At 72.4% G+C, this 21388-nt stretch carries 26 protein-coding genes; 13 read left to right on the top strand and 13 right to left on the bottom strand.

Annotation, left to right across the window (positions count from 1 at the left end):
• Positions 1 to 23: 23 nt before the first annotated feature.
• Together ACIA8L_RS24355 and ACIA8L_RS24350 are read right to left on the bottom strand one after the other, a co-directional pair.
• On the bottom strand, positions 24 to 518 hold the full coding sequence (locus tag ACIA8L_RS24355) for a flavin reductase family protein (RefSeq protein ID WP_395908239.1): 495 nt from the start codon (positions 516 to 518) through the stop codon (positions 24 to 26).
• Between the two features lie 35 nt (positions 519 to 553).
• Entirely contained in the window at positions 554 to 988 is a 435-nt protein-coding gene (locus ACIA8L_RS24350; RefSeq protein ID WP_395908237.1) for a hypothetical protein, read from the bottom strand.
• A 104-nt stretch (positions 989 to 1092) separates the two neighbouring features.
• On the opposite strand from ACIA8L_RS24350, the gene ACIA8L_RS24345 reads away from it, so the two are divergent.
• Positions 1093 to 1788 (top strand): SDR family NAD(P)-dependent oxidoreductase, encoded by a 696-nt coding sequence (locus tag ACIA8L_RS24345; RefSeq protein WP_395908234.1) that lies wholly within the window; start codon positions 1093 to 1095, stop codon positions 1786 to 1788.
• Positions 1789 to 1863: 75 nt separating this feature from the next.
• On the opposite strand, the gene ACIA8L_RS24340 is transcribed toward ACIA8L_RS24345, so the two are convergent.
• The 3 genes from ACIA8L_RS24340 to ACIA8L_RS24330 form a co-directional block, all read right to left on the bottom strand.
• Positions 1864 to 2934: a Pecanex-like protein 1 gene (locus ACIA8L_RS24340; protein ID WP_395908233.1), complete on the bottom strand. Its 1071-nt coding sequence runs from the start codon at positions 2932 to 2934 to the stop codon at positions 1864 to 1866.
• 248 nt (positions 2935 to 3182) lie between these two features.
• Positions 3183 to 4043: a DUF1775 domain-containing protein gene (locus tag ACIA8L_RS24335; protein ID WP_395908231.1), complete on the bottom strand. Its 861-nt coding sequence runs from the start codon at positions 4041 to 4043 to the stop codon at positions 3183 to 3185.
• Between the two features lie 58 nt (positions 4044 to 4101).
• Positions 4102 to 4812, bottom strand: coding sequence for a hypothetical protein (locus ACIA8L_RS24330; protein ID WP_395908229.1), 711 nt, complete (start codon positions 4810 to 4812; stop codon positions 4102 to 4104).
• Positions 4813 to 4970: 158 nt separating this feature from the next.
• Between ACIA8L_RS24330 and ACIA8L_RS24325 the strand changes: the two genes are divergently transcribed.
• Positions 4971 to 5564: a YitT family protein gene (locus ACIA8L_RS24325; RefSeq protein ID WP_395909035.1), complete on the top strand. Its 594-nt coding sequence runs from the start codon at positions 4971 to 4973 to the stop codon at positions 5562 to 5564.
• Here the strand turns inward: ACIA8L_RS24325 and ACIA8L_RS24320 are convergent.
• Positions 5524 to 5940 carry an STAS domain-containing protein gene (locus ACIA8L_RS24320; RefSeq protein WP_395908227.1) on the bottom strand — a complete coding sequence of 139 codons (417 nt, stop codon included), beginning with the start codon at positions 5938 to 5940 and terminating at the stop codon, positions 5524 to 5526. The two genes, ACIA8L_RS24325 and ACIA8L_RS24320, sit on opposite strands and share 41 nt — an antisense overlap.
• 148 nt (positions 5941 to 6088) lie before the next feature.
• On the opposite strand from ACIA8L_RS24320, the gene ACIA8L_RS24315 reads away from it, so the two are divergent.
• The 5 genes from ACIA8L_RS24315 to ACIA8L_RS24295 all read left to right on the top strand — a co-directional run bounded on the left by ACIA8L_RS24315 (position 6089) and on the right by ACIA8L_RS24295 (position 11268).
• Entirely contained in the window at positions 6089 to 7585 is a 1497-nt protein-coding gene (locus ACIA8L_RS24315; protein WP_395908224.1) for a PP2C family protein-serine/threonine phosphatase, read from the top strand.
• Between the two features lie 170 nt (positions 7586 to 7755).
• Complete coding sequence (locus tag ACIA8L_RS24310) at positions 7756 to 8853, top strand: B12-binding domain-containing protein (RefSeq protein WP_395908222.1); 1098 nt, start codon at positions 7756 to 7758, stop codon at positions 8851 to 8853.
• A 254-nt stretch (positions 8854 to 9107) separates the two neighbouring features.
• Positions 9108 to 10259: a MerR family transcriptional regulator gene (locus ACIA8L_RS24305; RefSeq protein ID WP_395908217.1), complete on the top strand. Its 1152-nt coding sequence runs from the start codon at positions 9108 to 9110 to the stop codon at positions 10257 to 10259.
• 11 nt (positions 10260 to 10270) lie between these two features.
• Positions 10271 to 10693, top strand: a complete 423-nt coding sequence (locus ACIA8L_RS24300) for a hypothetical protein (protein ID WP_395909034.1) — start codon at positions 10271 to 10273, stop codon at positions 10691 to 10693.
• A 53-nt stretch (positions 10694 to 10746) separates the two neighbouring features.
• On the top strand, positions 10747 to 11268 hold the full coding sequence (locus tag ACIA8L_RS24295) for a TrmH family RNA methyltransferase (protein ID WP_395908214.1): 522 nt from the start codon (positions 10747 to 10749) through the stop codon (positions 11266 to 11268).
• 41 nt (positions 11269 to 11309) lie between these two features.
• On the opposite strand, the gene ACIA8L_RS24290 is transcribed toward ACIA8L_RS24295, so the two are convergent.
• A complete protein-coding gene (locus tag ACIA8L_RS24290) occupies positions 11310 to 11702 on the bottom strand; it encodes a nuclear transport factor 2 family protein (RefSeq protein WP_395908212.1) in 393 nt (130 codons plus the stop codon).
• Positions 11703 to 11790: 88 nt separating this feature from the next.
• Here ACIA8L_RS24290 and ACIA8L_RS24285 point away from each other — a divergent pair, with 88 nt between their 5' ends.
• Positions 11791 to 12549 (top strand): helix-turn-helix domain-containing protein, encoded by a 759-nt coding sequence (locus tag ACIA8L_RS24285; protein ID WP_395908209.1) that lies wholly within the window; start codon positions 11791 to 11793, stop codon positions 12547 to 12549.
• On the opposite strand, the gene ACIA8L_RS24280 is transcribed toward ACIA8L_RS24285, so the two are convergent.
• The 6 genes from ACIA8L_RS24280 to ACIA8L_RS24255 form a co-directional block, all read right to left on the bottom strand.
• Complete coding sequence (locus ACIA8L_RS24280) at positions 12537 to 13151, bottom strand: rhomboid family intramembrane serine protease (RefSeq protein WP_395908207.1); 615 nt, start codon at positions 13149 to 13151, stop codon at positions 12537 to 12539. The genes ACIA8L_RS24285 and ACIA8L_RS24280 overlap by 13 nt on opposite strands.
• A 133-nt stretch (positions 13152 to 13284) precedes the next feature.
• Positions 13285 to 13488: a cold-shock protein gene (locus ACIA8L_RS24275; protein ID WP_395908205.1), complete on the bottom strand. Its 204-nt coding sequence runs from the start codon at positions 13486 to 13488 to the stop codon at positions 13285 to 13287.
• A gap of 153 nt (positions 13489 to 13641) precedes the next feature.
• Complete coding sequence (locus ACIA8L_RS24270; RefSeq protein WP_395908203.1) at positions 13642 to 14661, bottom strand: zinc-binding dehydrogenase; 1020 nt, start codon at positions 14659 to 14661, stop codon at positions 13642 to 13644.
• Positions 14658 to 15449: an ABC transporter ATP-binding protein gene (locus tag ACIA8L_RS24265; protein WP_395908201.1), complete on the bottom strand. Its 792-nt coding sequence runs from the start codon at positions 15447 to 15449 to the stop codon at positions 14658 to 14660. The genes ACIA8L_RS24270 and ACIA8L_RS24265 overlap by 4 nt, the downstream gene beginning before the upstream one ends.
• Positions 15446 to 16501, bottom strand: a complete 1056-nt coding sequence (locus ACIA8L_RS24260) for a FecCD family ABC transporter permease (protein ID WP_395908198.1) — start codon at positions 16499 to 16501, stop codon at positions 15446 to 15448. The genes ACIA8L_RS24265 and ACIA8L_RS24260 overlap by 4 nt, the downstream gene beginning before the upstream one ends.
• Positions 16498 to 17463 carry a FecCD family ABC transporter permease gene (locus ACIA8L_RS24255; protein ID WP_395909033.1) on the bottom strand — a complete coding sequence of 322 codons (966 nt, stop codon included), beginning with the start codon at positions 17461 to 17463 and terminating at the stop codon, positions 16498 to 16500. Before ACIA8L_RS24255 ends, ACIA8L_RS24260 begins: the two co-directional genes overlap by 4 nt.
• 177 nt (positions 17464 to 17640) lie before the next feature.
• Between ACIA8L_RS24255 and ACIA8L_RS24250 the strand changes: the two genes are divergently transcribed.
• The 5 genes from ACIA8L_RS24250 (at position 17641) to ACIA8L_RS24230 (ending at position 21361) form a co-directional block, all read left to right on the top strand.
• Positions 17641 to 18666 (top strand): iron-siderophore ABC transporter substrate-binding protein, encoded by a 1026-nt coding sequence (locus tag ACIA8L_RS24250; protein WP_395908196.1) that lies wholly within the window; start codon positions 17641 to 17643, stop codon positions 18664 to 18666.
• Positions 18667 to 18672: 6 nt separating this feature from the next.
• A complete protein-coding gene (locus ACIA8L_RS24245) occupies positions 18673 to 19245 on the top strand; it encodes a GNAT family N-acetyltransferase (RefSeq protein WP_395908194.1) in 573 nt (190 codons plus the stop codon).
• A gap of 71 nt (positions 19246 to 19316) precedes the next feature.
• Positions 19317 to 19565: a phosphopantetheine-binding protein gene (locus ACIA8L_RS24240; RefSeq protein WP_395908192.1), complete on the top strand. Its 249-nt coding sequence runs from the start codon at positions 19317 to 19319 to the stop codon at positions 19563 to 19565.
• Positions 19562 to 21061 carry an FAD-dependent oxidoreductase gene (locus tag ACIA8L_RS24235; RefSeq protein ID WP_395908190.1) on the top strand — a complete coding sequence of 500 codons (1500 nt, stop codon included), beginning with the start codon at positions 19562 to 19564 and terminating at the stop codon, positions 21059 to 21061. Before ACIA8L_RS24240 ends, ACIA8L_RS24235 begins: the two co-directional genes overlap by 4 nt.
• Positions 21062 to 21154: 93 nt before the next feature.
• The gene (locus ACIA8L_RS24230) at positions 21155 to 21361 is read left to right on the top strand and encodes an MbtH family protein (protein ID WP_395908188.1); all 207 of its coding nucleotides are present in this window, start codon (positions 21155 to 21157) and stop codon (positions 21359 to 21361) included.
• Positions 21362 to 21388 lie beyond the last annotated feature (27 nt).

Genomic DNA, 21388 nt, shown 5'->3' with positions numbered 1-21388 from the left:
TTCGTTGACGCGGCGGTCCGGAGTCAGGTGCGGGGTTCGGTGAGGAAGCGGCGCTCGTGGTAGATGAGGCGGGCGCCGGCAGTACCCACGAAGGCGTTTGTCACTGCGACGATGAGGACCGTTGACGCTCCGACCGGAACACGGTGCAGTGGAACACAGCGCAGCACCGCCTGGGCGTCATCGAGGGCGGGTTCGCCGGTCGGGAGGGTTGTCCAGGCCTGGTCGGCGGTGAAGCGGGGGCCGCCCGGGCGGGCGAAGTCGTGGGCCAGGCCGGCGTGTGCGGCACCGAGGAGGTTGACGACCAGGCTGCCGGCGCCGGCGATCAGGCGCGCGGACGGGGAGTCCATGACCGAGAACGACAGGGCCGGCGGGGCCAGGGACACGGAGGCGACGCTGGAGGCGGTCAGGCCGGCCGGGCCGTCGGGGCCGGCTACGGAGATGATCGCTACCCCGGTCGGGTAGCCACGGAAGGCGGCCTTGAACCCGGTGACCAGGTCGGCCTCGGTGCTGACGCTCACCTGCAGCACCCTAGAACCTCAACCAGGGTTGAGGTCTAGTCGGGCGTGAACAGGCCCTGGATGCCCACGACGATGGCGATCACCCCGAAGACGGCCAACAGCAGCGCCACCCCGGTCGGCGTGTCCGCGTTCGGCAACGGCCGGGGCGCGGTCGGGGAGTGCGGCGACGGTCCGTGCGGGGCCGATGTGATGGCCCGGCGGCCGGTGAGGCGGTCCCAGAGCAGCGCGACGCCGACCCCGATCCCGACGACCTCGAAGATGAACAGGTGCGGGCCGGTGAGGACGTGGATGAGCAGGTATGTCACGCCCATCGCGAGCGCGACGATGCCCACGATCCAGCCGAACGGCGCCACCCGGTCGGCGAAGCGCCCGAGGTCGGCGCCGATCCGGGGCAGCCGCCGCAGCAGCGCGATCGCCAGCAGGAACCCCCCGGCGATGTTGGCCAGGTCGAGCAGCAGCGCCAGAATCACGGCTCGGATGCTAGCCGCACGGCGTCGCGTCCACCGGCCGAGGCCGGCCGGAGCGCGGGATCCGGGCCGTGCGGCTGAAATTTACAAAAGCTACGTTTGCCACCATGACCACTTCAATCGTCGTCGGCGGCACCGGCTATCTGGGCCGGGCGGTCGCGGCGCACTTCGTCCAGCGCGGCGACGCCGTGTACGTCACCGGGCGCGACAAGGCCAAGGCCGAGTCCGTGGCCGCCGAGCTCGGGCCCGCGGTGCGGGGGCTGGCCGTGGACCTGGCCGAGCCGGACTCCATCGCGGCCGCCCTCGCGGACGTCACCGAGGTGGACAACCTCGTCATCACCGCCAGCGACCCGACGCCCAACACCATCGCCGACTTCAGCACCGCGCAGGCGATCCGGTCGATCACCGTGAAGCTCGTCGGGTACGCCGAGACGGTCCGCGTCCTGCATCCGCGCTTCAACCCGGGCGCGGCCGTGGTGCTCTTCGGCGGCCTGGCGAAGGAGCGGCCCTACGCGGGCTCGACCATGGTGACGACGTTCAACGGCGGGATCAGCGGCCTGGTCAAGACCCTGGCCCACGAGCTCGCCCCGCACCGCGTCAACGCGCTGCACCCGGCCATCGTCGGCGACAGCCCGAAGTGGGCCCCGGTCCCGGTCGAGCAGCAGCCGGGTGCGCTGCGCACGCCGATCGGCCGGCTCATCAACACGAGCGAGGTTGTCGGGGCCGTCGACTTCCTGCTCAGCAACGGCGGTGTCAACGCCATCGACCTGCACCTGGACGGCGGTTTCCTCATCACGAACTGAAAAGCGAGCTGAAAGCGAACTGCGACAGGAAGGGGCGGGCCGTGGCGGCCCGCCCCTTCGCGATCGTCGGTGAACCTAGTTGGTGACGGTGATCTTGACCGAGTCGAAGGCCGGGATCTCGTTGGCCTTCTGCATCATCGGGATACGGTGCGAGCCGTCACCGGCCCAGGAGGCGCACTGGGCGGTACCCGTGGTCGGCATGCCCGTCACGTTGATGGTGACGGTGTCCGGCCGGCCGCTGCCGCCCTTGTCCTCCGTCGCCACGAAGAAGGCCGGGGCCACCGTCGGGTCGGGAGCGGCGTTGGTGCTGGCCAGCATCCGGCACGCGGTGTGGAAGTGCCCGCGGGTCAGGCCGTCCGGGGTCAGGAAGGCGCTCTCCAGGTAGTAGCCGCCGGCCGCGGCGCCGAGGAACCGGTCGCGGACCAGGTTGCGGGTGCTGATCTGCAGCGTGAAGGCCTGGCCGACGCGCAGGCGCTGCGGGGCCCGCACGATGAGCAGCGTCGGGTTCTTGTCCTGGCTGCTGACCTCGCCGAACGCGGTGCTCACGCAGCGCGGGGCGTCCTGGAAGCCGTTGTGCGGCTGCAGCCGGCTCTCGCTGCAGTCGTTGCCCAGCGTGTCAAGGGTCGCGCCGTTGCTGCTGCCGGCCGACGGGACGCTCGTCGCGCCGCCGCTGCCGGTGTTGGTCGGGGCCGGGGTCGGGCAGTTCGGGTTGACCCGGCGCCACCGCGGGCGGCCCGAGACCTGGCCGTCACCGAGGTGGTTGGTGACGTTCTTGCCGTTCTGCTGGCCGCCGGCGACGTCACCGGCGGTCTGGTCGGCCTTCGGGACCTCGCCCGCGGCCGGGTCGACCGCGTCGGCGGCCGAGGCGCCCGCGGACGCCTTCGGGCTGGCCTTCTGGGAGCCGGTGGCGGCGCCGGTGGCCGGGCCCTTGGTGGTGGCGGTCGCGCACGGCGCGCTGCCGGTGTTGGGCCGCCGGCGGGTGGCCGCGTCGGAGATCTGGGTCACCGTGAGGCCCGCCACGAAGGCGAGCGCCGCGGCACCGATCGTGATGACTCGCTTGCGCCAAACGGGAGGTCGCTGGTCGTCGATCGAGCCGCCAGGCTCTTCCTCGGACCAGCCCCACCGCGGTGCTGACCTTCGCTGCATGACGAACCTCTCTCAGTTTTCTGACCGGCGCTCGGCGTCCGCCGGGATGCGGCCTGACTATGGGGGTAAACCTGATATCCGAATGTCAACCTAGAAGCGATGATTGACCATCGTCAACCGCCCCGGTAAAAGCTAAGCAACACTAAAGACGTTCTGAAAACTCAGTTATAAATTCCGGCATTTGGGCAGGCCAGAGCCAGTGTCAAAAGACATTTAACGCGCCGGAAAGGGTACTTTTAAAAAGGCGACTACGGCGTGCCGGCCAAGGTTTTCTCGGCGGCCTCGGGCTCGCTGTCGGCGGCCTCGTCCTCGGTATCCGGCTCGGGGTCGGAATCCGCCGCCGCCGCCGAATCGGCGGCCGGGGCGCGGCGGTTCTGCAGGATCACGCTGGCAATGGCGATCGCGCCGATGAACAGCAGCGCGATCAGGCTCCACATCAGGTAGGAGGGGCCGCTCGGGGCGGTGTCGTCCGCGCTGTCACCGTCGGCGACCGGAGCCGCGTCGGTGTCCGTCGCGGCGCCGCCGTTGTGCGCGGCCGCGTGCCCGCCCTGGCCGGCCGGGGCCGTCTTCAGCGTGAGCGCCGGTGCGGCCGGTTCACCGGGCTGGCCGGTCATCCGGACCTGCGTGCCGTCGGAGTTGGCGAGGATGATGCTGAACTGCAGCTTGGCCGTCGTCGGCAGCGGACCGATCGAGAGGTACAGCTCGGTGGTCGCACCCGGCGGCAGTGCCCGGCCCTCCACGGCGAACCACTTGACCGCGGTCGTGACCTCGGTGATCTGATACCCGTGCAGCGACTCGAGGGGCTTGTCGACCTTCACGTTCGTCATCGCCGGGGCCCAGTCGTCGACCGACAGCGGGTACACCTCGGCGATCGGCGTCTCGACCGGCATCTCGACGTCGATCTCGGTGATCGAGGCCGTCTTGCTGTCGTTGGTGATCCGGAACGTCACGTCGGCGCCCTCGCCCTGCACCGCCTCGGTGGGCGTGACGGCCACGTCGGCGGAAGCGGGTGCGGCTACACCGAGGAGGGCCAGAGCCCCGGCGCCGGCGATGGCGGCGCGGGCGGCCCACCGCGGTCGCCGCTGACTCTGATCCTGGTTGTACTCCACACCGGGTTGTTCGTGTCAGCCCGCCGCAGGGTTCAAAGCCGACGTCAAGATTCTTGCCTTATTTCGCGCGCTTGGCATCGACGCGGCTCAGGACGGTACCGGTGATGCGATTCCAGTCGGTGCTGAACTCCGGACCGGTGCTGTGCGCACCCACCCAATACACCGCGTAACTGGTCAGGATGATGGCGTTGCCCTGGCCGACCACCGCCACCGCGACGTCGGCCGAGCCCGGGTAGGTCGGCTCGTAGATCTTGTGGCGCTGGGCCACGAAGCCCTTCCAGCCGCCCGCGACCAGCGGGTCGATCGTGGTCGACTCGGTGTATCCGGCCTCGGAGGACTCCTTGGCCGGCCCGGCGCTGCGGGACGCGGTCGGCGGGCAGGCCTCCATCGTGTCCTGCAGTGCCGTGAACGCCTTCTCCATCGCGGCGGCGTCCTGGTACAGCAGCCCGAGCTGCTCGAACGCCTGCGCGCCCTTGTCGCCCTCGTCGGCCAGCAGGCCCGTCACCACGGTCGGTGACCCCGGGATCGGCGGCCGGGCGGCGGTGCCCGGGCACAGCTGCATGATGGTGCTCGGCGGCGGGGTCTGCTCCGGGCGCTTCCACGTCGATCCCACGTCGCCCGGCTGCAGCAGCCCGGCCTGCAGCATCGCGGTCGTATAGGTGCCGCCGCGGTTCGCGTCACCGTCATCGCCCGTGCAGCCGGCCAGGGCGAGCGTCACCGCGACGCTACCGAACGTCAGGATCCGCTGGGCTCTCGTCGCCATCGACACGCGGCCCATCCTGACAGACGCCCGGCGATGGGCGTAAGGGTCACGCACAGCCACTGCAACCGGATTGGTCGTAGGTGACCGGGCGCGGCTCGGGCAGGCTCAAGATCGTGCGTTTCTTACTGCCGCTGCCGGCCGACCGGCTGGCCCGCCGCTGGACGATGCTGCTGTCCGGGCTGGTGCTGTACGGGCTGAGCAGCGGGCTCATCATCCAGGCCGGGCTCGGCGTCGACCCGTGGGACGTGCTGCACCAGGGGCTGGCCCGCACGTTCGGTGGTCAGGTCGGCACGTGGGCGATCCTGGCCAGCGTCGCCGTCCTGGTGCTGTGGCTGCCGCTGCGGGCCCGGTTCGGGGTCGGCACGCTCGCCAACGCCCTGCTGGTCGGGCTGTGCATCAACCTCACCGTGTGGCTGGTGCCGGCGCCGCACGCGCTCGTGCCGCAGGGGGCGATGCTGGTGGCCGCGGTCGCGCTGAACGCGTTCGCGACCGGGCTCTACATCGGCGCCGGGTTCGGGCCGGGGCCGCGCGACGGCCTGACGACCGCGATCGCCGCCCGGGGGCACTCGATCCGGGCCGTCCGGACCGTCATCGAGGTGACCGTGCTGGCCGTGGGCTGGCTGCTCGGGGGCTCGGTCGGGGTCGGGACCGTCCTCTACGCGGTGGCGATCGGGCCGCTGACCCACATCACCATTCCGCTGTTCGCGCTGGAGCCGGTCAGGCCGCGCTCGCGTCGTCCCGGTCGTCCTCGATCGTGAGAACCTGGTCGAGGCCGGTCATCTCGAACTGCTCCGCGATCACCGGCGGCACCCGGCGCAACACGTAGCGCACATCGACCTGCCGGGCCCGCTGCCAGCCGCCGACGATCACGCCCATGCCGGAGCTGTCCATGAACCGCAGCCCGGCCAGGTCGAGCACGACCCGCGTCGGGCCGGGCGCGAGCGCGTCGAAGACGGCCGCGCGCAAGTCACCGGCGGTCTCGAAGTCGACTTCGCCACTGACGGTGAGCACGATGGTGTCACCGTGCGCCGCGTCGGCCGTGACGGACAGGCAGGCGACACCGGCCTCGTCGGCCGAGACGTAGCCGGCCAGCGGCGACTTCGATGGTATGTCGTGCTCGTCGCTGACGGTCATCGTGCTGGTCTCCGATCTGCGAGTGCCGCGTCGTCCCAGCGTAAAGCGGTGGTAGCCGGTGCGCACGGCGAGGTGTTCAGTTGGTTGCCCTGTGGCAACGGGCGTAGGCTCGGACTGGACCGGACCGGCCACGGATTGGATATACCCAATGCACGAGACGGCCGCACATGCCGGTACGGTGCCCGGCACCGCACTGGTCCGGCTGCTCGACCACGTCGGCGAGGGCGTGCTGCTCTGCGACGACACCGGGACCGTCCGTTACGTGAACGCCGCCGCGGCCGCGATGCTGCCGGCCGTGCGGCCGGGAGACCCGCGACCCGAAGGGCTCCGGGGCCGCGAGGTCGCGCTCGGTGACGGCCTCGTCGCGATGTACCTCGACCGGGTCGACGACACCGCCGCGTTCCTGGCCGCCACCGCGCAACGCCTCGGCGGCCAGCTCAACGCCGACCGCCTGTGCCGCGCGACGATCGAGCTCGCCGTCGGCGGACTCGCCGCGGCCGCCCTGCTCGTGCTGCCGACCCGCCGCGGCCGGGTGCGCTGCTGGCACGCGGCCGGAGCCGAGCCGGTACGGCAGCATCAGGCCGCTCTGGCGGAGCTGCCCGCGGCCGTGCGCGACACGCTCGACGGCCACCCCGTGGCCCAGCCGTTCCTCTGGCCCGGTGGCACGCCGTATCTCGGCGGCGGCGGCGACCCGAACCCGGCCGCGTGGGTGGTGCCGATCCAGGCCGCGAGCGGACGCTCGGCCGCCCTCGTCGTCACCGACCTCGGCGATCACCGGGCGGAACTGTTACAGGAGTTCGCGTCCCGCGTCGGCGCCGCGCTGGAGGCGGCGCAGCTCTACACGGCCCAGTCCCGCGTCGCCGTCACCCTGCAGGAGAGCCTGCGCCCCGAGCCGCCGGCGGCCCAGCCGGGCCTGGCCTGGGGCACCGCCTACCGCCCGGCCCGGGCCGCGATGCGCATCGGCGGCGACTTCTACGGCGCGCACCCGATGGCCGGCGGCGGCTCCGTGTTCTTCCTGGGCGACGTCTCCGGCAAGGGCGTCGACGCGGCCGTCCTGACCGGCCAGGTCCGGCACAGCCTGCGCGCGCTGCGCCGGGTCGAGGGCGACCCGCGGCGGCTGCTGCACCTGCTCAACGACATGCTCCTGGAGGGCGGCGACGACGGCCGCTTCGCCACGATGGTCCTCGGCACCGCACAGCCCCGCGCGGGTGGCGGCCTGCGGCTCACCCTGGCCGGCGGGGGTCATCTTCCACCATTGGTTTTACGCGGCGACGGTACCGTCGAATCGGTCGCCCTTCGCGGCATGCTGGTCGGCGTCACCGACGTGCCCGTCTTCGGCCAGCGCGAGGTGCTCCTGGCCCCGGGCGAGACCTGTCTGCTCTACACCGACGGCGTGACCGAGGCCCGGGGCGGCCACCGCGGCGACGAGATGTACGGGGTGCGCCGGCTCACGACCGCCCTGTCCGGCTGCCACGCCATGCCGGCCCCGGCCCTGGCCGAGCGGGTCGAGCAGGTCACCGCCGACTGGCTCGGCGGACGCGAGCACGACGACATCGCGGTCCTCGCCGTGCGGGCCGAGCCGGTCCGCACCGGGGCCCGGCACCTGCACTCGGTCCAGCGGCGGCCCGCGGCGATCGCCTCGTGACGGAGGCGGCGCCGGTCGGCGGTGATCGTCTCGTAACCGAGGCGGCGCCGGTTGGCGGTGATCGTCTCGTGACCGAGGTTTCCGTCGGGAGCGCACGTGTCGTGACGGAGGCGCCGGTGGGCGGTGATAGTCCCGCGAGGGAAGCGCCGGTCGGCGATGGCGGTCGCTTTGTGACGGAGGCGGCGCCGGTCGGCGGTGATCGTCTCGTGGCGGAGGTGTCGGTTCGGGGCGAGCGTGGCGCCGGTGGCGTCGGTGCGGGCGCGGTGGCCGTCGCGGAGGCGTACGACGCGTATGTGCGCTGCCTGGCCGACGCCGACGAGGACGGCGCGGTCGCCATCGCCGGCGGTCTGCTCCACAGTGGACACGATGCCGAGGCCGTGCTGCTCGAACTGGTCGCACCGGCGCAGCGGCAGGTCGGCGAGTGGTGGCAGCGCAACGAGTGGAGCGTCGCGCAGGAACACGCGGCAACGCACATCAGCGAGCGGGTCGTCGCCGCCCTCGGCGCGGCCGCCCCGCGCCCCGCCGCCACCCGCGGCCGCATCGTCGTGACCTGCCTCGACGGGGAGTGGCACGCGCTGCCGGCCCGGATCGTCGCCGAGGTCCTGCGGCTGCGCGGCTGGACGGTAACGTTTCTCGGTGCAAGTGTTCCAGTCCCGCACCTGATCTCCTACCTGCACCAGCAGGACGTCGACGCGGTCGCCCTGAGCTGCGCGCTGGCCACCCGGCTGCCCGCCGCGCACCAGGCCGTCCAGGCCTGCCGCCGGGCTGACGTGCCGATCATCGTCGGCGGCCGCGGCTTCGGCCCCGACGGCCGCTGGGCCCGGGCGATCGGCGCGAGCTGGGCCGCGGACGCGACCGGAGCCGCCGCCCTCCTCGACGACCCGGCGACACTGCACCGGCCCCCAGCCGCCGCGCCGCACCTGGCCGACGACGAACACACGGCCCTGGTCAAGCGCCGCGCGGACCTGGTTGACGAGGCCGCCGCCGAACTCCAGCGCCAGTTCCCGCCGATGCGCGACTACACCCCGGCCCAGCTCGACGCCACCCTCGCCGACCTGACCCACATCGTCGACTTCCTCGCCGCCGCCGTCTACGTCGACGACCCCGAGCTGTTCACCGGCTTCCTCGCCTGGACCGCGGACGTGCTCCAGAGCCGGGGCGTGCCCGCCGCCAGCCTCAGAATCCCCCTGCAGCGGTACCGCACGCTGCTCTACGACTTCCCCCGCGCCGACCAACTCCTCGCCGCCGGCCTGGCCCAGCTCGCTTGACCGCCGACCCGATCGAACGCCCCGACGACCCGAAGCGGAACTGGTCCGGGACGAGCGGATCGAAGGCCCGGACCGGCCGCGTTGCTCGGCGGCGCTGCCTGGCTGGGTCGCTTGGCCGCGTTGTTCGACGGTCGGGTTGGTCGAGGTCCGGATCGGCTGCGTGCTCGGCGGCGTTGCCCGGTCGCGTCACTTGGCTGTGTTACTTGGCCGTGGTGCTTGAGCGTCGAGCTGGTCGAAGGTTCAGGATTGGCGGCGTGGGGGACGAGGAGCGGCTGGCGATCGGGGCGTTCGCGCGGGCCGCGGGCGTGACGACGAGCGCGCTGCGGTTCTACGACGAGTGCGGGCTCGTGCGCCCGGCATTCGTGGACGCGGCCAGCGGCTACCGGTACTACCGGCCCGGCCAGGTCGACGACGTGATCCTGATCCGGCGGCTGCGCGCGGCGGGATTGCCGCTGGTCGACGTCCGGCGGGTTCTCGCCGGTCCGCTGGAGGCGGCGGAGGTACTGCTGAGCGCCCACCTCGAGGCCATGGAACAAGCGGTCAATGACGCGCGTTCCACGGTTGCGACCACCCTGGCGCTGCTCCGTGACCAGCGGCGCAGCGTCGTCACCGTCGCCGGCCGGGCGCTGGCCGACGCGATCGGGCAGGTGGCCGGCGCTGTCGACGCGACCGGTGCCGTGCCGGTGCTCGGCGGTGTCCTGCTGGAGCTGGCCGGCGGCGAACTGCGGCTCGTGGCCACCGACCGCTACCGGCTGGCGATCCGCTCGTTGCGGTATGAGTTGCGGCGCGGCGAGGACGTGTCCGCGGTGGTCACGGCCACCTCGCTGGAGGGCGCGCGGGCGTGGATCGCCGCGCAGGACAGCGTCCAGGTGCGGTCCGGCGACGGACGGGTTTCGCTCGGCGGGCCGGTGCTGCCGACGATTGCGGAGCCCTACCCGGACTACCGTGTCGTGCTCGAGCAGCTGCCCGAACCGGTCACGCGCGTGGTCGCCGCCCGTCAGCCGCTGCTGCGCGCGCTCGGCGAAGACCCCGCGGCCCGCCTGGACCTGTTCGTCGACAACGGCCTGCGGGTCCGGTCGTCCACGCCGTCGAGCGACTCGGCCACGCGGTCGAGCGCTTCGTCTGTGCGGTCGGGTGACTCGTCCACGCGGTCGAGCGCTTCGTCTGTGCGGCTGGGTGACTCGTCCACGCGGCCGGGTGATGGGGCTGTCGCGGTGCCCGCGGAGGTGTGGGGTGAGCCGCTCGTGGTCAGTTTCCGGTTCACCACGCTGTATCCGGCGGTCGCGGCCGGGGTCGGGCCGGACGTGCTGCTGCGGCTCGGGCCGCCCGGGCTGCCCGTCGTCGTGTGCTCGGCCGACGACAGCGACTTCACCACCCTCGCCATGCCCTGTAAGGAGTATCAGTGACCGACGACGACATGATGGGCCGCATCGCCGCGGCCGTGCGGCAGGGGCGGGCCGGGCGGGCGGCGCTCACCGCGCTGTGGGACGAGATCGGGGCCGGCGGTGACCCGCTGCACCGGTGCAGCCTCGCGCACCACCTCGCCGACCTGCAGGACGAACCCGAAGCGGAACTGGTCTGGGACGAGCGGGCCCTGGCCGCCGTGGCCGAGCTCACCGACGAGCGGGCCCGGCGGTATCACGCAGCGCTGCGGGTGCGGGCGTTCCTGCCGTCGCTGCATCTCAACCTGGCCGACGTCCACCACCGCCTGGACCACCCCGAACAGGCCCGCGAACACCTGGCCGCCGCCCGCGCCGCCGTGCACGAGCTGCCGGATGACGGGTACGGGCAGATGATCCGCGGCGGCATGCTCAATCTGGCGGGCAAGTTGGTACCCTGAACGCGGCCCTGTCGCCGTCGATGGCCCGCGTGCGCCGAGAAGCACGCCCCACTGTGAGCACTGCCGCCATCCGCGTGCGGACCCCGAAAGAGCTCCGATCCGCCCGCCGCCCCCGCCGGCACCGCTGCTGGGGCCACCTCCTCGCCGCACCGCTGTGGCCCATGCACGGCGCCAACCTCGGCACCCTCCTGCGTACCTGCGACGCCGTCGGCGCCTGCCTCGTCGTCCCGGCCCGGGACTGGGTCGACGAGGCGATCGCCCGCGGCAACACGCTGCGCCGGCCCGCCTGTGTCCACCGCGTCGGCGACCCGCTGCGGTGGCTCGACAGCGAACACGCCGCCGGCAGCCACATCCTCGGCGTCGAACTCGCCGACGAGGCCGTCCGCCTGGCCGACCTGCCCGCCGCCCGCAAACGCACCGTCATGGTCCTCGGCCACGAGCAGACCGGCATCCCGCCCGAGGCCCTAAACCTCCTCGACGGCGCGGTCGAGATCCCCATGGTGGGTACCGGCATGTGCCTGAACGTCGCCGTCGCCGGCTCGCTCGTGTTGTACAAACTCGCGGGGCTGCTCTGACGCCGCCGAGGAGCTGCTGAGGCCGGGCGGGGGTGGCGGTGTCACACCGGTGCGCCGATCGACCACCAGTGCCGGTCGGCGGCGGCGTTGGCGACCGGCTCGATGATCTCCCAGACCTCGGCGATCAGGCCGTCCTCGATCCGGACGATGTCGACGACGACGACCTCGGCGCCGGCGGGGAGGCGGCGGCGGGAGTGGACCATGACGTGGTCGTCGGCGGCCAGGAGGTGCAGGACCTTGACGCGCATGCCCGCGGTCGGGTCGAACGCGGCCTCGACCCGGGCCAGCCACTCGGCCTTGGTCGAGTCGTCGCCGTCGGGGCGGTGGTGGACGAAGTGCTCGCTCATGAACGGAGCCACGGAGGCCACGTCGCGGGCGTCGACGAGGCCGGCCAGGGCCCGCTGGACGAGGGTCTTGTGCTCGCTGTCGGACATGGACGCAGTGTTGCCGCGGGCCGCGGCGGTTGTCGATGAACTGCGATTTCATGGCGGGCGGCGGGCGCGCTTTGTACGCTTCGAATCCGTGTACAGCGTCGGGGAGCTCCTGCGGCAGTGGCGGCACCGGCGGGGGCTCAGCCAGCTCGATCTGGCCATCGCCGCCGACGTGTCGGCCCGGCACGTCAGCCTCGTCGAGACCGGCAAGTCCCGGCCCAGCGCGGAGATGGTGCTGCGGCTGGCGGACCAGCTGCATGTACCGCTGCGGGATCGTAATGCTCTTCTGCTGGCGGCCGGGTTCGCGCCGCGCTTTCCGGAGCGGGCCCTGGACGACGCGGGATTGTCGGCCGCCTACGACGCGGTCCGCCGGGTGCTGCACGCGCACCTGCCGTATCCGGCGCTCGTGTTCGACCGGCGGTGGAACATCCTGATGACCAACCCGGCGCTGGACCGGTTCCTGGCCGGTGTCGACCCGCAGCTGCTGACGCCGCCGGTCAACCTGGTCCGCCTGGGGCTGCACCCGCGCGGGCTGGCCGGGCTGGTCGTCAACCTGGCCGACGTGCGGGCGCTGTTCCGGCGGCGGATCGGCCGGCAGCTGGCCACCTCCCCGGACCCGGAGCTGACCGCGATCTACGAGGAGCTGCTGGCCCCGGGGCCGGCCGACCCGCCGGGGCCGCGGATCGAGTCCGACGTCGCGATCCCGATGATCCTCCGGGTCGACGGCCGGGAGCTGCGGCTGTTCTCGACGATCACGACGTTCGGCACGCCGATGGACATCACCCTCGACGAGATCGCGATCGAGTCGTACTACCCGGCGGACGCGGCGAGCGCGGCCTATTTCACCTGAGCCTGAGACCGCCTCACCTGGATCCGGTGGGCGGCGACGGCGAACAGCGCGCCGGACAGGGCGGCGCCGCCGTGGATGTCACCGAGCAGGAGCAGCGCCAGCCCGGCGGCGAGGGCGACGAAGCCCAGCGGGTGCCGGGTGGCCAGGGCGGCCGTGGTGGCGAGGGCGCCGGCGAGGCCGAAGTCGACGAGGGAGGTGCCGGCGCCGACCGGCTGCACGACCAGGCCCCAGAGGCTCCCGAGGACCTGCACGACGAGGGCGAGGGCGAGCCAGTGCCGGGTGCCCCACAGGCGCTCGGCCAGGATGCCGAGGACGGCCAGGGCGATCAGGTTGAAGATGGTGCCGGGCCAGCCGCCGTCCTGCACGACGGTGGAGGTGAGCAGGCGCCACACCTGGCCGTCGGCGATGGCGGCGCGATCTCGCCGCAGGGCCGTGAACAGGGCCGGTGCGGCCAGGAGCTGCAGGAACGAGAAGGTCGCGACGGCCGCGAAGAGGGCACAGGTCGCGATCGGCGGGTGCCGCCGCGGGCCGCGGAGCCCGGAGCCGGCCCGTCCGGCGGTGATCAGCAGGACCAGGTACAGCCCGGTCAGCAGTGCGTTCATGGGGCAGATACCCAAACGCCGGAGCGATGGACCGAAAAATACGGTTCATCGCCCCGGACGCTGAAGCTTGGGGGCTCGCGAACGCCGGAACGCCACACGGTGATGCGACGCTCAGAAGTTCGGAGCCGGTGGATCAGAGGGCGCGGACGTTCTCCGCCTGCGGACCCTTCTGGCCCTGCGTCACCTCGTACTCCACCTTCTGACCCTCCGACAGCTCCCGGTATCCGGTGCTGGCGATGGCGGAGTAGTGGACGAAGACGTCCGCGCCGCCGTCATCCTGCTGGATGAAGCCGAAGCCCTTTTCGGAGTTGAACCACTTGACAGTACCGCTGGCCACACTTTCCTCCTGAAAAGCGGAATTGAGTTCATCCAGTCCGTTTGGGATGAACCCCCGCCGAGCGAACCATACCTGGTCCGGCGGCAAATTACGCTATCGAAAAGACCCTCTGCACTCTGCGGGTCACATATATTACTCTCAGGATCCGTGTCACTACGCTCTGGTCGGTTCGATGACGACCTTCAGGCCCTGGCGGGCGTCGGCGACCGCGAACGCCTCGGCCGCCGCGCTGAGCGGGTAGCGGTGGCTCACCAGGGCCCGGACGTCGGCGCGGCCGCCGGTCACGAGGGCGATGGCCCGCGGATAGACCTCCTTCATGCGGCGCACCATCGCGAACGTCAGACCTTTGCGCCGGGCCGCCGCGGCCGGGAACGCCGACTGGTCCGTGCTCGGGATGCCGCCCAGGACGACCCGGCCGCCGGGGCGGACGACCTCCACGGCGGCGGCGATGGCGGCGTCGGTGCCGGCGATCTCGAAGGCCACGTCGGCGCCGCGGCCCTCGGTGAACGCGGCCAGCCCCGCGGTGAGGTCGCCGGCCCGCGGGTCCAGGACCACGTCCGCGCCGTAGGCGACGGCGGCGTCGCGGCGGTGCGGGAGCGGGTCGGTGGCCAGGACGCGGGCGGCGCCGGCGGCCCGGGCGACCTGGATGAGCAGCAGCCCGATCGGGCCGCAGCCGAGGACGGCGACGTCGGCGCCGAGGGGGATGTGGCCCAGGTCGGCCGCGTGCACGGCCACGCCGAGGGGCTCCAGCATGGCGCCGTCGGCGTCGGTGAGGCCTGCGGGCAGCGGGTGCAGGCGGTCGGTCGGCCACAGCAGGTACCGCTGCAGCCCTCCGTCCCTGAGACCGTGGCCGGCGAAGACGATGTCGCGGCACAGGTTGGGATGGCCGGCCCGGCACAGGTCACAGCGGTGGCAGGGGATCGCGGGGTCGACCGCGACCCGGACGCCGTCCAGCGGGCCGCCGCGGACCACGCCCGCCATCTCGTGGCCGCCGACGATCGGTTGGGCGATCCGGGCGTCGCCGATACCGCCTTCCGCGTACCAGTGCAGGTCGGACCCGCACAGCCCGACCGCGGTCACCTCGACGAGGCTCTCGCCCGGCCCGGGCACCGGCGTGGGCTCGGTGGCCAGGCGGATGTCGCGAATGCCGTGCAGGCGGGCCGTGGTGTTCATACCAGGGCCCGGGGGAGCGGGACGACCAGGGGCGTGCCGGTCGCGGGGTCGGGAACCACGAGCGCCTCCAAACCGAAGACAGCGGACAGCAGCTCCGGGGTGAACACCGAAGCCGGGTCGCCCTGGGCCACGATCTTGCCGTCGCGCATCGCCACCACGTGGTCGGCGTAGCGGGCGGCCAGGTTCAGGTCGTGCAGCACCATCACGATCGTACGGCCGCGCTCCCGATGCAGCCGCGCCACCAGCTCCAATACATCAATCTGATGGGCCAGGTCCAGGTAGGTCGTCGGCTCGTCGAGCAGCAGGATCTCGGTGCCCTGGGCCAGGGCCATGGACAGCCAGGCGCGCTGGCGCTGCCCGCCGGACAGGGCGTCGACCGGCCGGTCGGCCAGGGCGAGCATGTCGGTCCAGGTCAGGGCCTCGGTGACGATCGCCTCGTCGGCCGCCGACCACTGCCGGAACCAGTTCTGGTGCGGGTGGCGGCCGCGCATGACGAGCTCCGCGACCGTCAGGCCGTCCGGGGCCACCGGGCTCTGCGGCAGCATGCCGATGATCCGGGCCACCTCCCGCGTCGGGATCCGCTCGATCCGTTGTTCATCCAGGTGTACTGTCCCCGCCCGCGGCCGCAGCAGGCGTCCCAGGGCTCGCAGGAGGGTCGACTTGCCGCAGCCGTTCGGGCCGACGATCGCGGTGACGGCGTCGCCGGGCACGTCCAGGTCGAGGCCGTCGACGACGATGGTGTCGCCATAGGCCAGGCGCAGCCCCGTGGCCCGCAGTCGGGTCGTCATGCCGTGTTCCTCCGGTTCGTGCGCACGAGCAGCCACAGCAGGTAGGGCGCGCCGATGATCGCGGTGACCAGGCCGACCGGCAGCTCCCGGCCGGGCAGGACGGTGCGGGCGACGAGGTCGGCCCCGGCGACGAGCAGCGCGCCGAGGACGGCCGAGGTGAGCAGGGGCGGGCGGGCGCCGCCGCACAGCCGCAGCGCGATCTGGGGCACCACGAAGGCGACGAACTCGATCGGGCCGGCGGCGGACACGGCCACCGCGGCCAGGGCGACGGCGGTGAGGACGACGGCGAGCCGGGCCGCCTGCAGCCGTACCCCCAGCGAGCGCGCGACGTCGTCGTCGAACTGGATCGCCTGGAGCGTGAACCCGGTGGCGACCGCGAGGGGCACCAGCACGGCCAGGGCGACGGCGAGCGGCCGGACCTGATCCCATTCGGCGCCCGCGACCGAGCCGTTGAGCCAGACCGTGGCCCGGCGGGCGTCGAGGATCTCGGCCCGCACCAGGAACCACGACACTCCACTCTGGACGATCTCGCCGACGCCCAGGCCGACCAGCACCAGGCGGTAGCCGTCGACGCCGCGGCGCCAGGCCAGGACGTACACCAGGGTGGCCGCGAGCAGGCCGCCGGCGAGGGCGGCCAGCGGTACGAACGTGGCGCCGGCCCCGGCCAGGACGATGACCGCGACCGCGCCGAGGGAGGCCCCGTTGGTCACGCCCAGCACGTCCGGAGTCGCGAGGGGGTTGCGGGCGAACGTCTGGGTCAGCGCGCCGGACAGGGCCAGGGCCGCGCCGACGAGCACGGCGGTGAGGATCCGCGGCAGCCGCAGGTCCATGACGACGAGGCGCTGGGCGCCGGTACCACCGCCGAGGAGCACGTCCACCACGGTGCCGGGCGGAACGGCGAAGCTGCCACGGCCGATCGCGAACACCGCGACGGCGACGGTCGCCGCCAGTCCCAGCGTCGCGACGGCGGTCGCGCGCACCGGCAGTACCCCCGAAACGGCTTTGGCTCTGAGAATTTTCCGGCCGCGGGGCCGCAGCATCGTCGCCGTCACAGCCGCACCAGGCCCCGGCGGCGGCGGACCAGGGCGATGAAGAACGGGGCGCCGGCCACGGCCAGGACGATGCCGGTCGGCAGCTCGCCGGGGCTGACCACGATCCGGCCGAGCACGTCGGCGACCAGCAGCAGCGCGGCCCCCGCGAGGGCCGAGGCGGGCACCAGCCAGCGGTGGTCGGGGCCGGTGCCGGCCCGGGCGACGTGCGGGACGATCAGGCCGAGGAAGCCGATCGGGCCGCAGGCCGCGGTGGCCGCGCCGGCGAGGAGCACGATCGCGGCGATGCCGATCGCGCGGGCGGCGGAGATCCGCTGGCCGAGCGCGCGGGCGACGTCCTCGCCGAGGCCCAGCGCGTTGAGCGCGGGCGTGTTGACGAACGCGAGCAGCAGTCCGGCCGCGATGAACGGGGCGACCTGGGCGATGACGTGTGTTTCACGGCCCGCGAGGGAGCCCACGACCCAGAACCGGAACGTGTTGAGGCTGGCGTTGTCGGCCAGCAGCATCGCCTGGGTGCACGAGGCGAGCAGGGCGCTGATCGCCATGCCGGCCAGGGCGAGCGTGACCGGGGTGGGGCCGCCGCGGCGTCCGGCGGCGATGCCGAAGACGAGGACGCTGGCGAGCAGGGCGCCGGCGAAGGCGTACCAGATGTAGCCGGCCAGGGTGAGCGCGCCGAGCTGGATGCCGATGACGACGGCGAAAGACGCGCCCGCTGAAACACCGAGCAGGCCCGGGTCGGCCAGGGGGTTGCGGGTGTGGCCCTGCATGAGCGCGCCCGCGGCGCCGAGGGCGAGCCCGACGAGGATGCCGAGGAGTGTGCGGGGCAGGCGCAGATCGCGGACGATGGCGAGGGCGTCGGGGGCCGCCGTCGCGGGGGAGATGATCGCCCGCCACACGTCGACGGGGCTCAGGTTCTGCGCACCGACGGCCAGGCTGAGCAGCGCCGCGACGCCCACGGCGAGCACGAGCAGAAGCAGCGCCAAGGCCCGGTTGGTGCGGGTGACGATCACCGGCAAAATTTCCACCTCTATCGCTGAACCTCGAACGAAGGTTAGCCTTATCTCATATCGGGAGCCGTCTTGCCCTCCGCCGCAATGATCGCTTAGGTTAGCCTAACCTAACCAACGACCGTGAGGCCCGACATGACCTTTTCCCTGCGCCCCGCCCGCCGGTTCGCGGCCGCCGGCGTCGCCCTCGTCGCCGGGCTCGCGCTGCTCGGCGCGTGTGGCGACGACTCCACGAGCGAGGGCGCGGCGCCCGCCGGCTCGTCGACCGCGGCCGCCGCGAGCTACCCGGTGTCGCTGACGCACAAGCTGGGCACCGCCGAGGTCAAGGCCGAGCCGAAGCGGATCGTGGCCCTCTCCGACGCCGACCTCGACGCCCTGCTCGTGCTGGGCGTGCAGCCGGTCGGGATCGCCGAGTCGGCCGGCGAGGGCGGCGTCACGCCGTGGGCCAAGCCGAAGCTGACCGGGGCGCCGGCCGTGCTCACCGCGGGCGACACCGGCTTCGACATCGAGAAGATCGCCGCGCTGAACCCGGACCTGATCCTGGCCGGTGGCGACTACTACATCAAGGACGAGTACGACAAGCTGGCCAAGCTCGCGCCGACCACGGCGTTCGAGACCACCGGCCCGTTCGAGGACTCGTGGCAGACCACGCTGCGCCAGGTCGCCAAGGCCGTCGGCCGGGCCGCCGACGCCGAGAAGATCGTCACCGACGTCGAGGCGAAGGTCACCAAGGCCAAGTCCGACCACCCGGAGCTGGCCGGCAAGAAGTTCTCGCTGAGCCAGATGTGGGAGGCCGGCTCGATCGGCGTGCTGCGCTCCGACAAGGACGCCGGCGTGAAGATGCTCAACGACTTCGGCATGGTGCTCGCCCCCGGCGTGGCCGCCCTGCCGGGGGAGGACTTCGCGGTCCAGCTGAGCCTGGAGAAGGTGGCGGTGCTCGACACCGACGTCGTGCTCGTCTACTACGCCGAGGACGGCCTCAAGCCGCAGCTGGAGGGCAACGCGCTGTTCAAGGGCCTGACCGCGGTCAAGCGCGGGTCCTACGCGGCGCTGAGCCCGGCGCAGTTCTCGTCGCTGCGCACGCCGACGCCCCTGGCCGTGCAGTACATCATCGAGAACGTCCTGCCCACGATCTCGACCGCGGCCAAGGCCACCGGCTGAGCCGTCGTGTCGACCCGAGAAGTCACGGCCGGTCTCGCCGCCGCGGTCGTTGCGGCGGGGCCACCGCCCGCCCCGGTACTGCACCCGCCGTGGTCGCTGGGGGGCGCCGACGCCGAGCTGGTCAGCCGCTGGATGTGCGAGCCGCACGTCGAGGCGTTCTGGCAGGCGGCCTGGCCCGCCCCGCGGTGGGCCGCGGAGCTGCGCGCGCAGCTGGCCGGGGCGCACTCCCGGCCGTATCTCGTGTCCTATCGCGGTGAACCGCTGTCCTACCTGGAGATCTACCGCACGCCGCGGGACGTGGTCGGCCGGCAGTACGACGCCGACCCCTACGACCTGGGGCTGCACCTGGCGATCGGGGACGTCGGGCGGACCGGGCGGGGGCTGGGCCGGGCCATGGTGCGCGCGGTCGCCGAGGGCCTGTTCGAGGCGGACCCGCGCTGCCGGCGGGTGTTCGCCGACCCCGACGAGCGGCACGTGATCGCCCGGCGGATGTTCGCGCGGGCCGGATTCCAATCGATCGGCCTGCACGACCTCGGCCACAAGCGGGCCGAACTGCTCGTTTACCAACAACCCGCGTGAATGAACGCGCAGTGCCCTTTACTCGCACGAAATAGTTAGGTTAGCCTCAGCTAACTAGAGAGGCGTTGGTCATGGACATCGCTCGGATGCGCAGCGACGTCGCGGAGGCGCTGGCCGAAGTCACCGAGGAGCCCGCCGCGTTCGCCGACTCGGACAACCTCGTCGACCTCGGTCTCGACTCCATCCGGCTGATGAGCCTGGCGACCCGCTGGCGGGCGGCCGGCTTCGAGGCCGCCTACCTGGACCTGGCGATGGAGCCGACGGTCGCCGCCTGGGCCCGCCGATTGGACGCCTCGAACCGGCTTGAGGAGCAGCGTTGAGCCCCATCATCGAAGACACCGACGTCGTGGTCGTCGGCGGCGGACCCGGCGGGTCGACCACCGCCACGCTGCTGGCCAAGCGCGGGCACCGGGTGGTGCTGCTGGAGAAGGAGACGTTCCCGCGGTACCAGATCGGCGAGTCGCTGCTGCCCTCGACCGTCCACGGCATCGGCCGGATGCTCGGCGTCACCGAGGACCTGGAGCGGGCCGCGTTCACCGTCAAGCGCGGCGGCAGCTTCCGCTGGGGCACCAACCCGGTGCCGTGGAACTTCCTCTTCGCCGTGGCCCCGGAGCTGTCCGGCCCGACCTCGACCGCGTATCAGGTCGAGCGGATGAAGTTCGACGACATCCTGCTGCGCAACGCCCAGCGCCACGGTGTCGACGTGCGCGAGAACAGCGCTGTAACAGACGTCATCGGCGACACCGAGCGGGTGCGCGGGGTCCGGTACACCGACCCGCTGGGCAACGACCGCGAGATCCGCGCGACCTTCGTCGTGGACGCCTCCGGCAACCGCAGCCGCGTCCACCAGCACGTCGGCGGGGAGCGGCTCTACTCCGAGTTCTTCAGGAACATCGCGCTGTTCGGGTACTTCGAAGGCGGCGGACGGCTCCCACAACCGGACTCCGGCAACATTCTCTGTGCCGCGTTCGACGAGGGCTGGATGTGGTACATCCCGCTGTCCGAAACGCTCACGAGCGTCGGCGCCGTCATCAGCCGTGAGCACGCGGCCCGGCTGCAGGGCGACCAGGAACAGGCGCTGCGCGGATTCATCGACCGCTGCGAGATCGTCAAGGACATGCTCGCGGACGCGACCCGGGTCACCGAGGGCGTCTACGGCGAGCTGCGGACGCGCAAGGACTACTCGTACACGAACAGCACGTTCCACCGCCCCGGCATGGTCCTGGTCGGCGATGCCGCGTGTTTCATCGACCCGGTCTTCTCCACCGGCGTCCACCTGGCCACGTACTCCGGTCTGCTCGCCGCCCGCTCCATCAACAGCGTCCTCGCCGGCGACCTGCCCGAGGACCGCGTGTTCGAGGAGTTCGAGGGCCGGTACCGCCGCGAGTACCGGGTCTTCTACGAGTTCCTGTCCGCGTTCTACGACATGCAGACGAACGAGGAGTCGTACTTCTGGAAGGCCCGCAAGGTCACCAACCTCGACCGCACCGACCTCGAGGCATTCGTGAGCCTGGTCGCGGGGGCGCACTCCGGCGAGCGGGCCCTCACCGATCCGTCCGTCCGCTCGTTCCAGGCGGCCTCGGACGACCTCGCCGGCGCGGTCGAGCGGACCGGCAGCATGCAGACGCCGTCCGGGGAGCGCATGCACCACCTCTTCGGCACGCCCGTCGTCCGCGAGGTGATGGCCGAGATGAACAACATCCAGGTCCGCGGCGTGCGGGGCGCGTCCGCGCGGGAGCTGCCGCTGCTCGACGGCGGTCTCGTCCCCGCGCCGGACGGCCTGTCGTGGGCGGTCGCCGAGGAGGCCGCGCGATGACTGCTTTCTGGACCCGCTGGGGAAGCCCGATGACTGTTTCTGGACCCGCTGGGGGAGCGCGATGACTGTTTTTGGACCCGCTGGGGGAGCGCGATGACGACCAACCCGTTCGAGGACGCCGAGGGCCGCTACTTCGTCCTGGTCAACGACGAGAACCAGCACTCGCTGTGGCCGACGTTCGCCGAGGTGCCGGCCGGCTGGCGGATCGTGTTCGGCGAGGACGGCCGCGACGCGTGCCTGGAGTACGTCGAACGGCACTGGACGGACATGCGCCCGGCCAGCCTCATCGCCCTGTCCTGACCGGGTTCCGGCTCGCCCGGCCCACCA

Origin of the sequence: Dactylosporangium sp. NPDC051541 (assembly GCF_044454505.1) — a bacterium.
Classification (GTDB): domain Bacteria; phylum Actinomycetota; class Actinomycetes; order Mycobacteriales; family Micromonosporaceae; genus Dactylosporangium.
Note: the sequence above shows the minus strand (reverse complement) of the source record. Positions and strands in the feature narration are given on the sequence as shown.

Bases quoted from the DNA above. Each gene is read 5' to 3' on its own strand.
- ACIA8L_RS24345 (WP_395908234.1), top strand. From the start codon at position 1,093: ATGACCACTTCAATCGTCGTCGGCGGCACCGGCTATCTGGGCCGGGCG.
- ACIA8L_RS24340 (WP_395908233.1), bottom strand. From the start codon at position 2,934: ATGCAGCGAAGGTCAGCACCGCGGTGGGGCTGGTCCGAGGAAGAGCCT.
- ACIA8L_RS24325 (WP_395909035.1), top strand. From the start codon at position 4,971: ATGCTGCTGTCCGGGCTGGTGCTGTACGGGCTGAGCAGCGGGCTCATC.
- ACIA8L_RS24320 (WP_395908227.1), bottom strand. From the start codon at position 5,940: ATGACCGTCAGCGACGAGCACGACATACCATCGAAGTCGCCGCTGGCC.
- ACIA8L_RS24315 (WP_395908224.1), top strand. From the start codon at position 6,089: ATGCACGAGACGGCCGCACATGCCGGTACGGTGCCCGGCACCGCACTG.
- ACIA8L_RS24300 (WP_395909034.1), top strand. From the start codon at position 10,271: ATGATGGGCCGCATCGCCGCGGCCGTGCGGCAGGGGCGGGCCGGGCGG.
- ACIA8L_RS24290 (WP_395908212.1), bottom strand. From the start codon at position 11,702: ATGTCCGACAGCGAGCACAAGACCCTCGTCCAGCGGGCCCTGGCCGGC.
- ACIA8L_RS24280 (WP_395908207.1), bottom strand. From the start codon at position 13,151: ATGAACGCACTGCTGACCGGGCTGTACCTGGTCCTGCTGATCACCGCC.
- ACIA8L_RS24270 (WP_395908203.1), bottom strand. From the start codon at position 14,661: ATGAACACCACGGCCCGCCTGCACGGCATTCGCGACATCCGCCTGGCC.
- ACIA8L_RS24265 (WP_395908201.1), bottom strand. From the start codon at position 15,449: ATGACGACCCGACTGCGGGCCACGGGGCTGCGCCTGGCCTATGGCGAC.
- ACIA8L_RS24250 (WP_395908196.1), top strand. From the start codon at position 17,641: ATGACCTTTTCCCTGCGCCCCGCCCGCCGGTTCGCGGCCGCCGGCGTC.
- ACIA8L_RS24240 (WP_395908192.1), top strand. From the start codon at position 19,317: ATGGACATCGCTCGGATGCGCAGCGACGTCGCGGAGGCGCTGGCCGAA.
- ACIA8L_RS24230 (WP_395908188.1), top strand. From the start codon at position 21,155: ATGACGACCAACCCGTTCGAGGACGCCGAGGGCCGCTACTTCGTCCTG.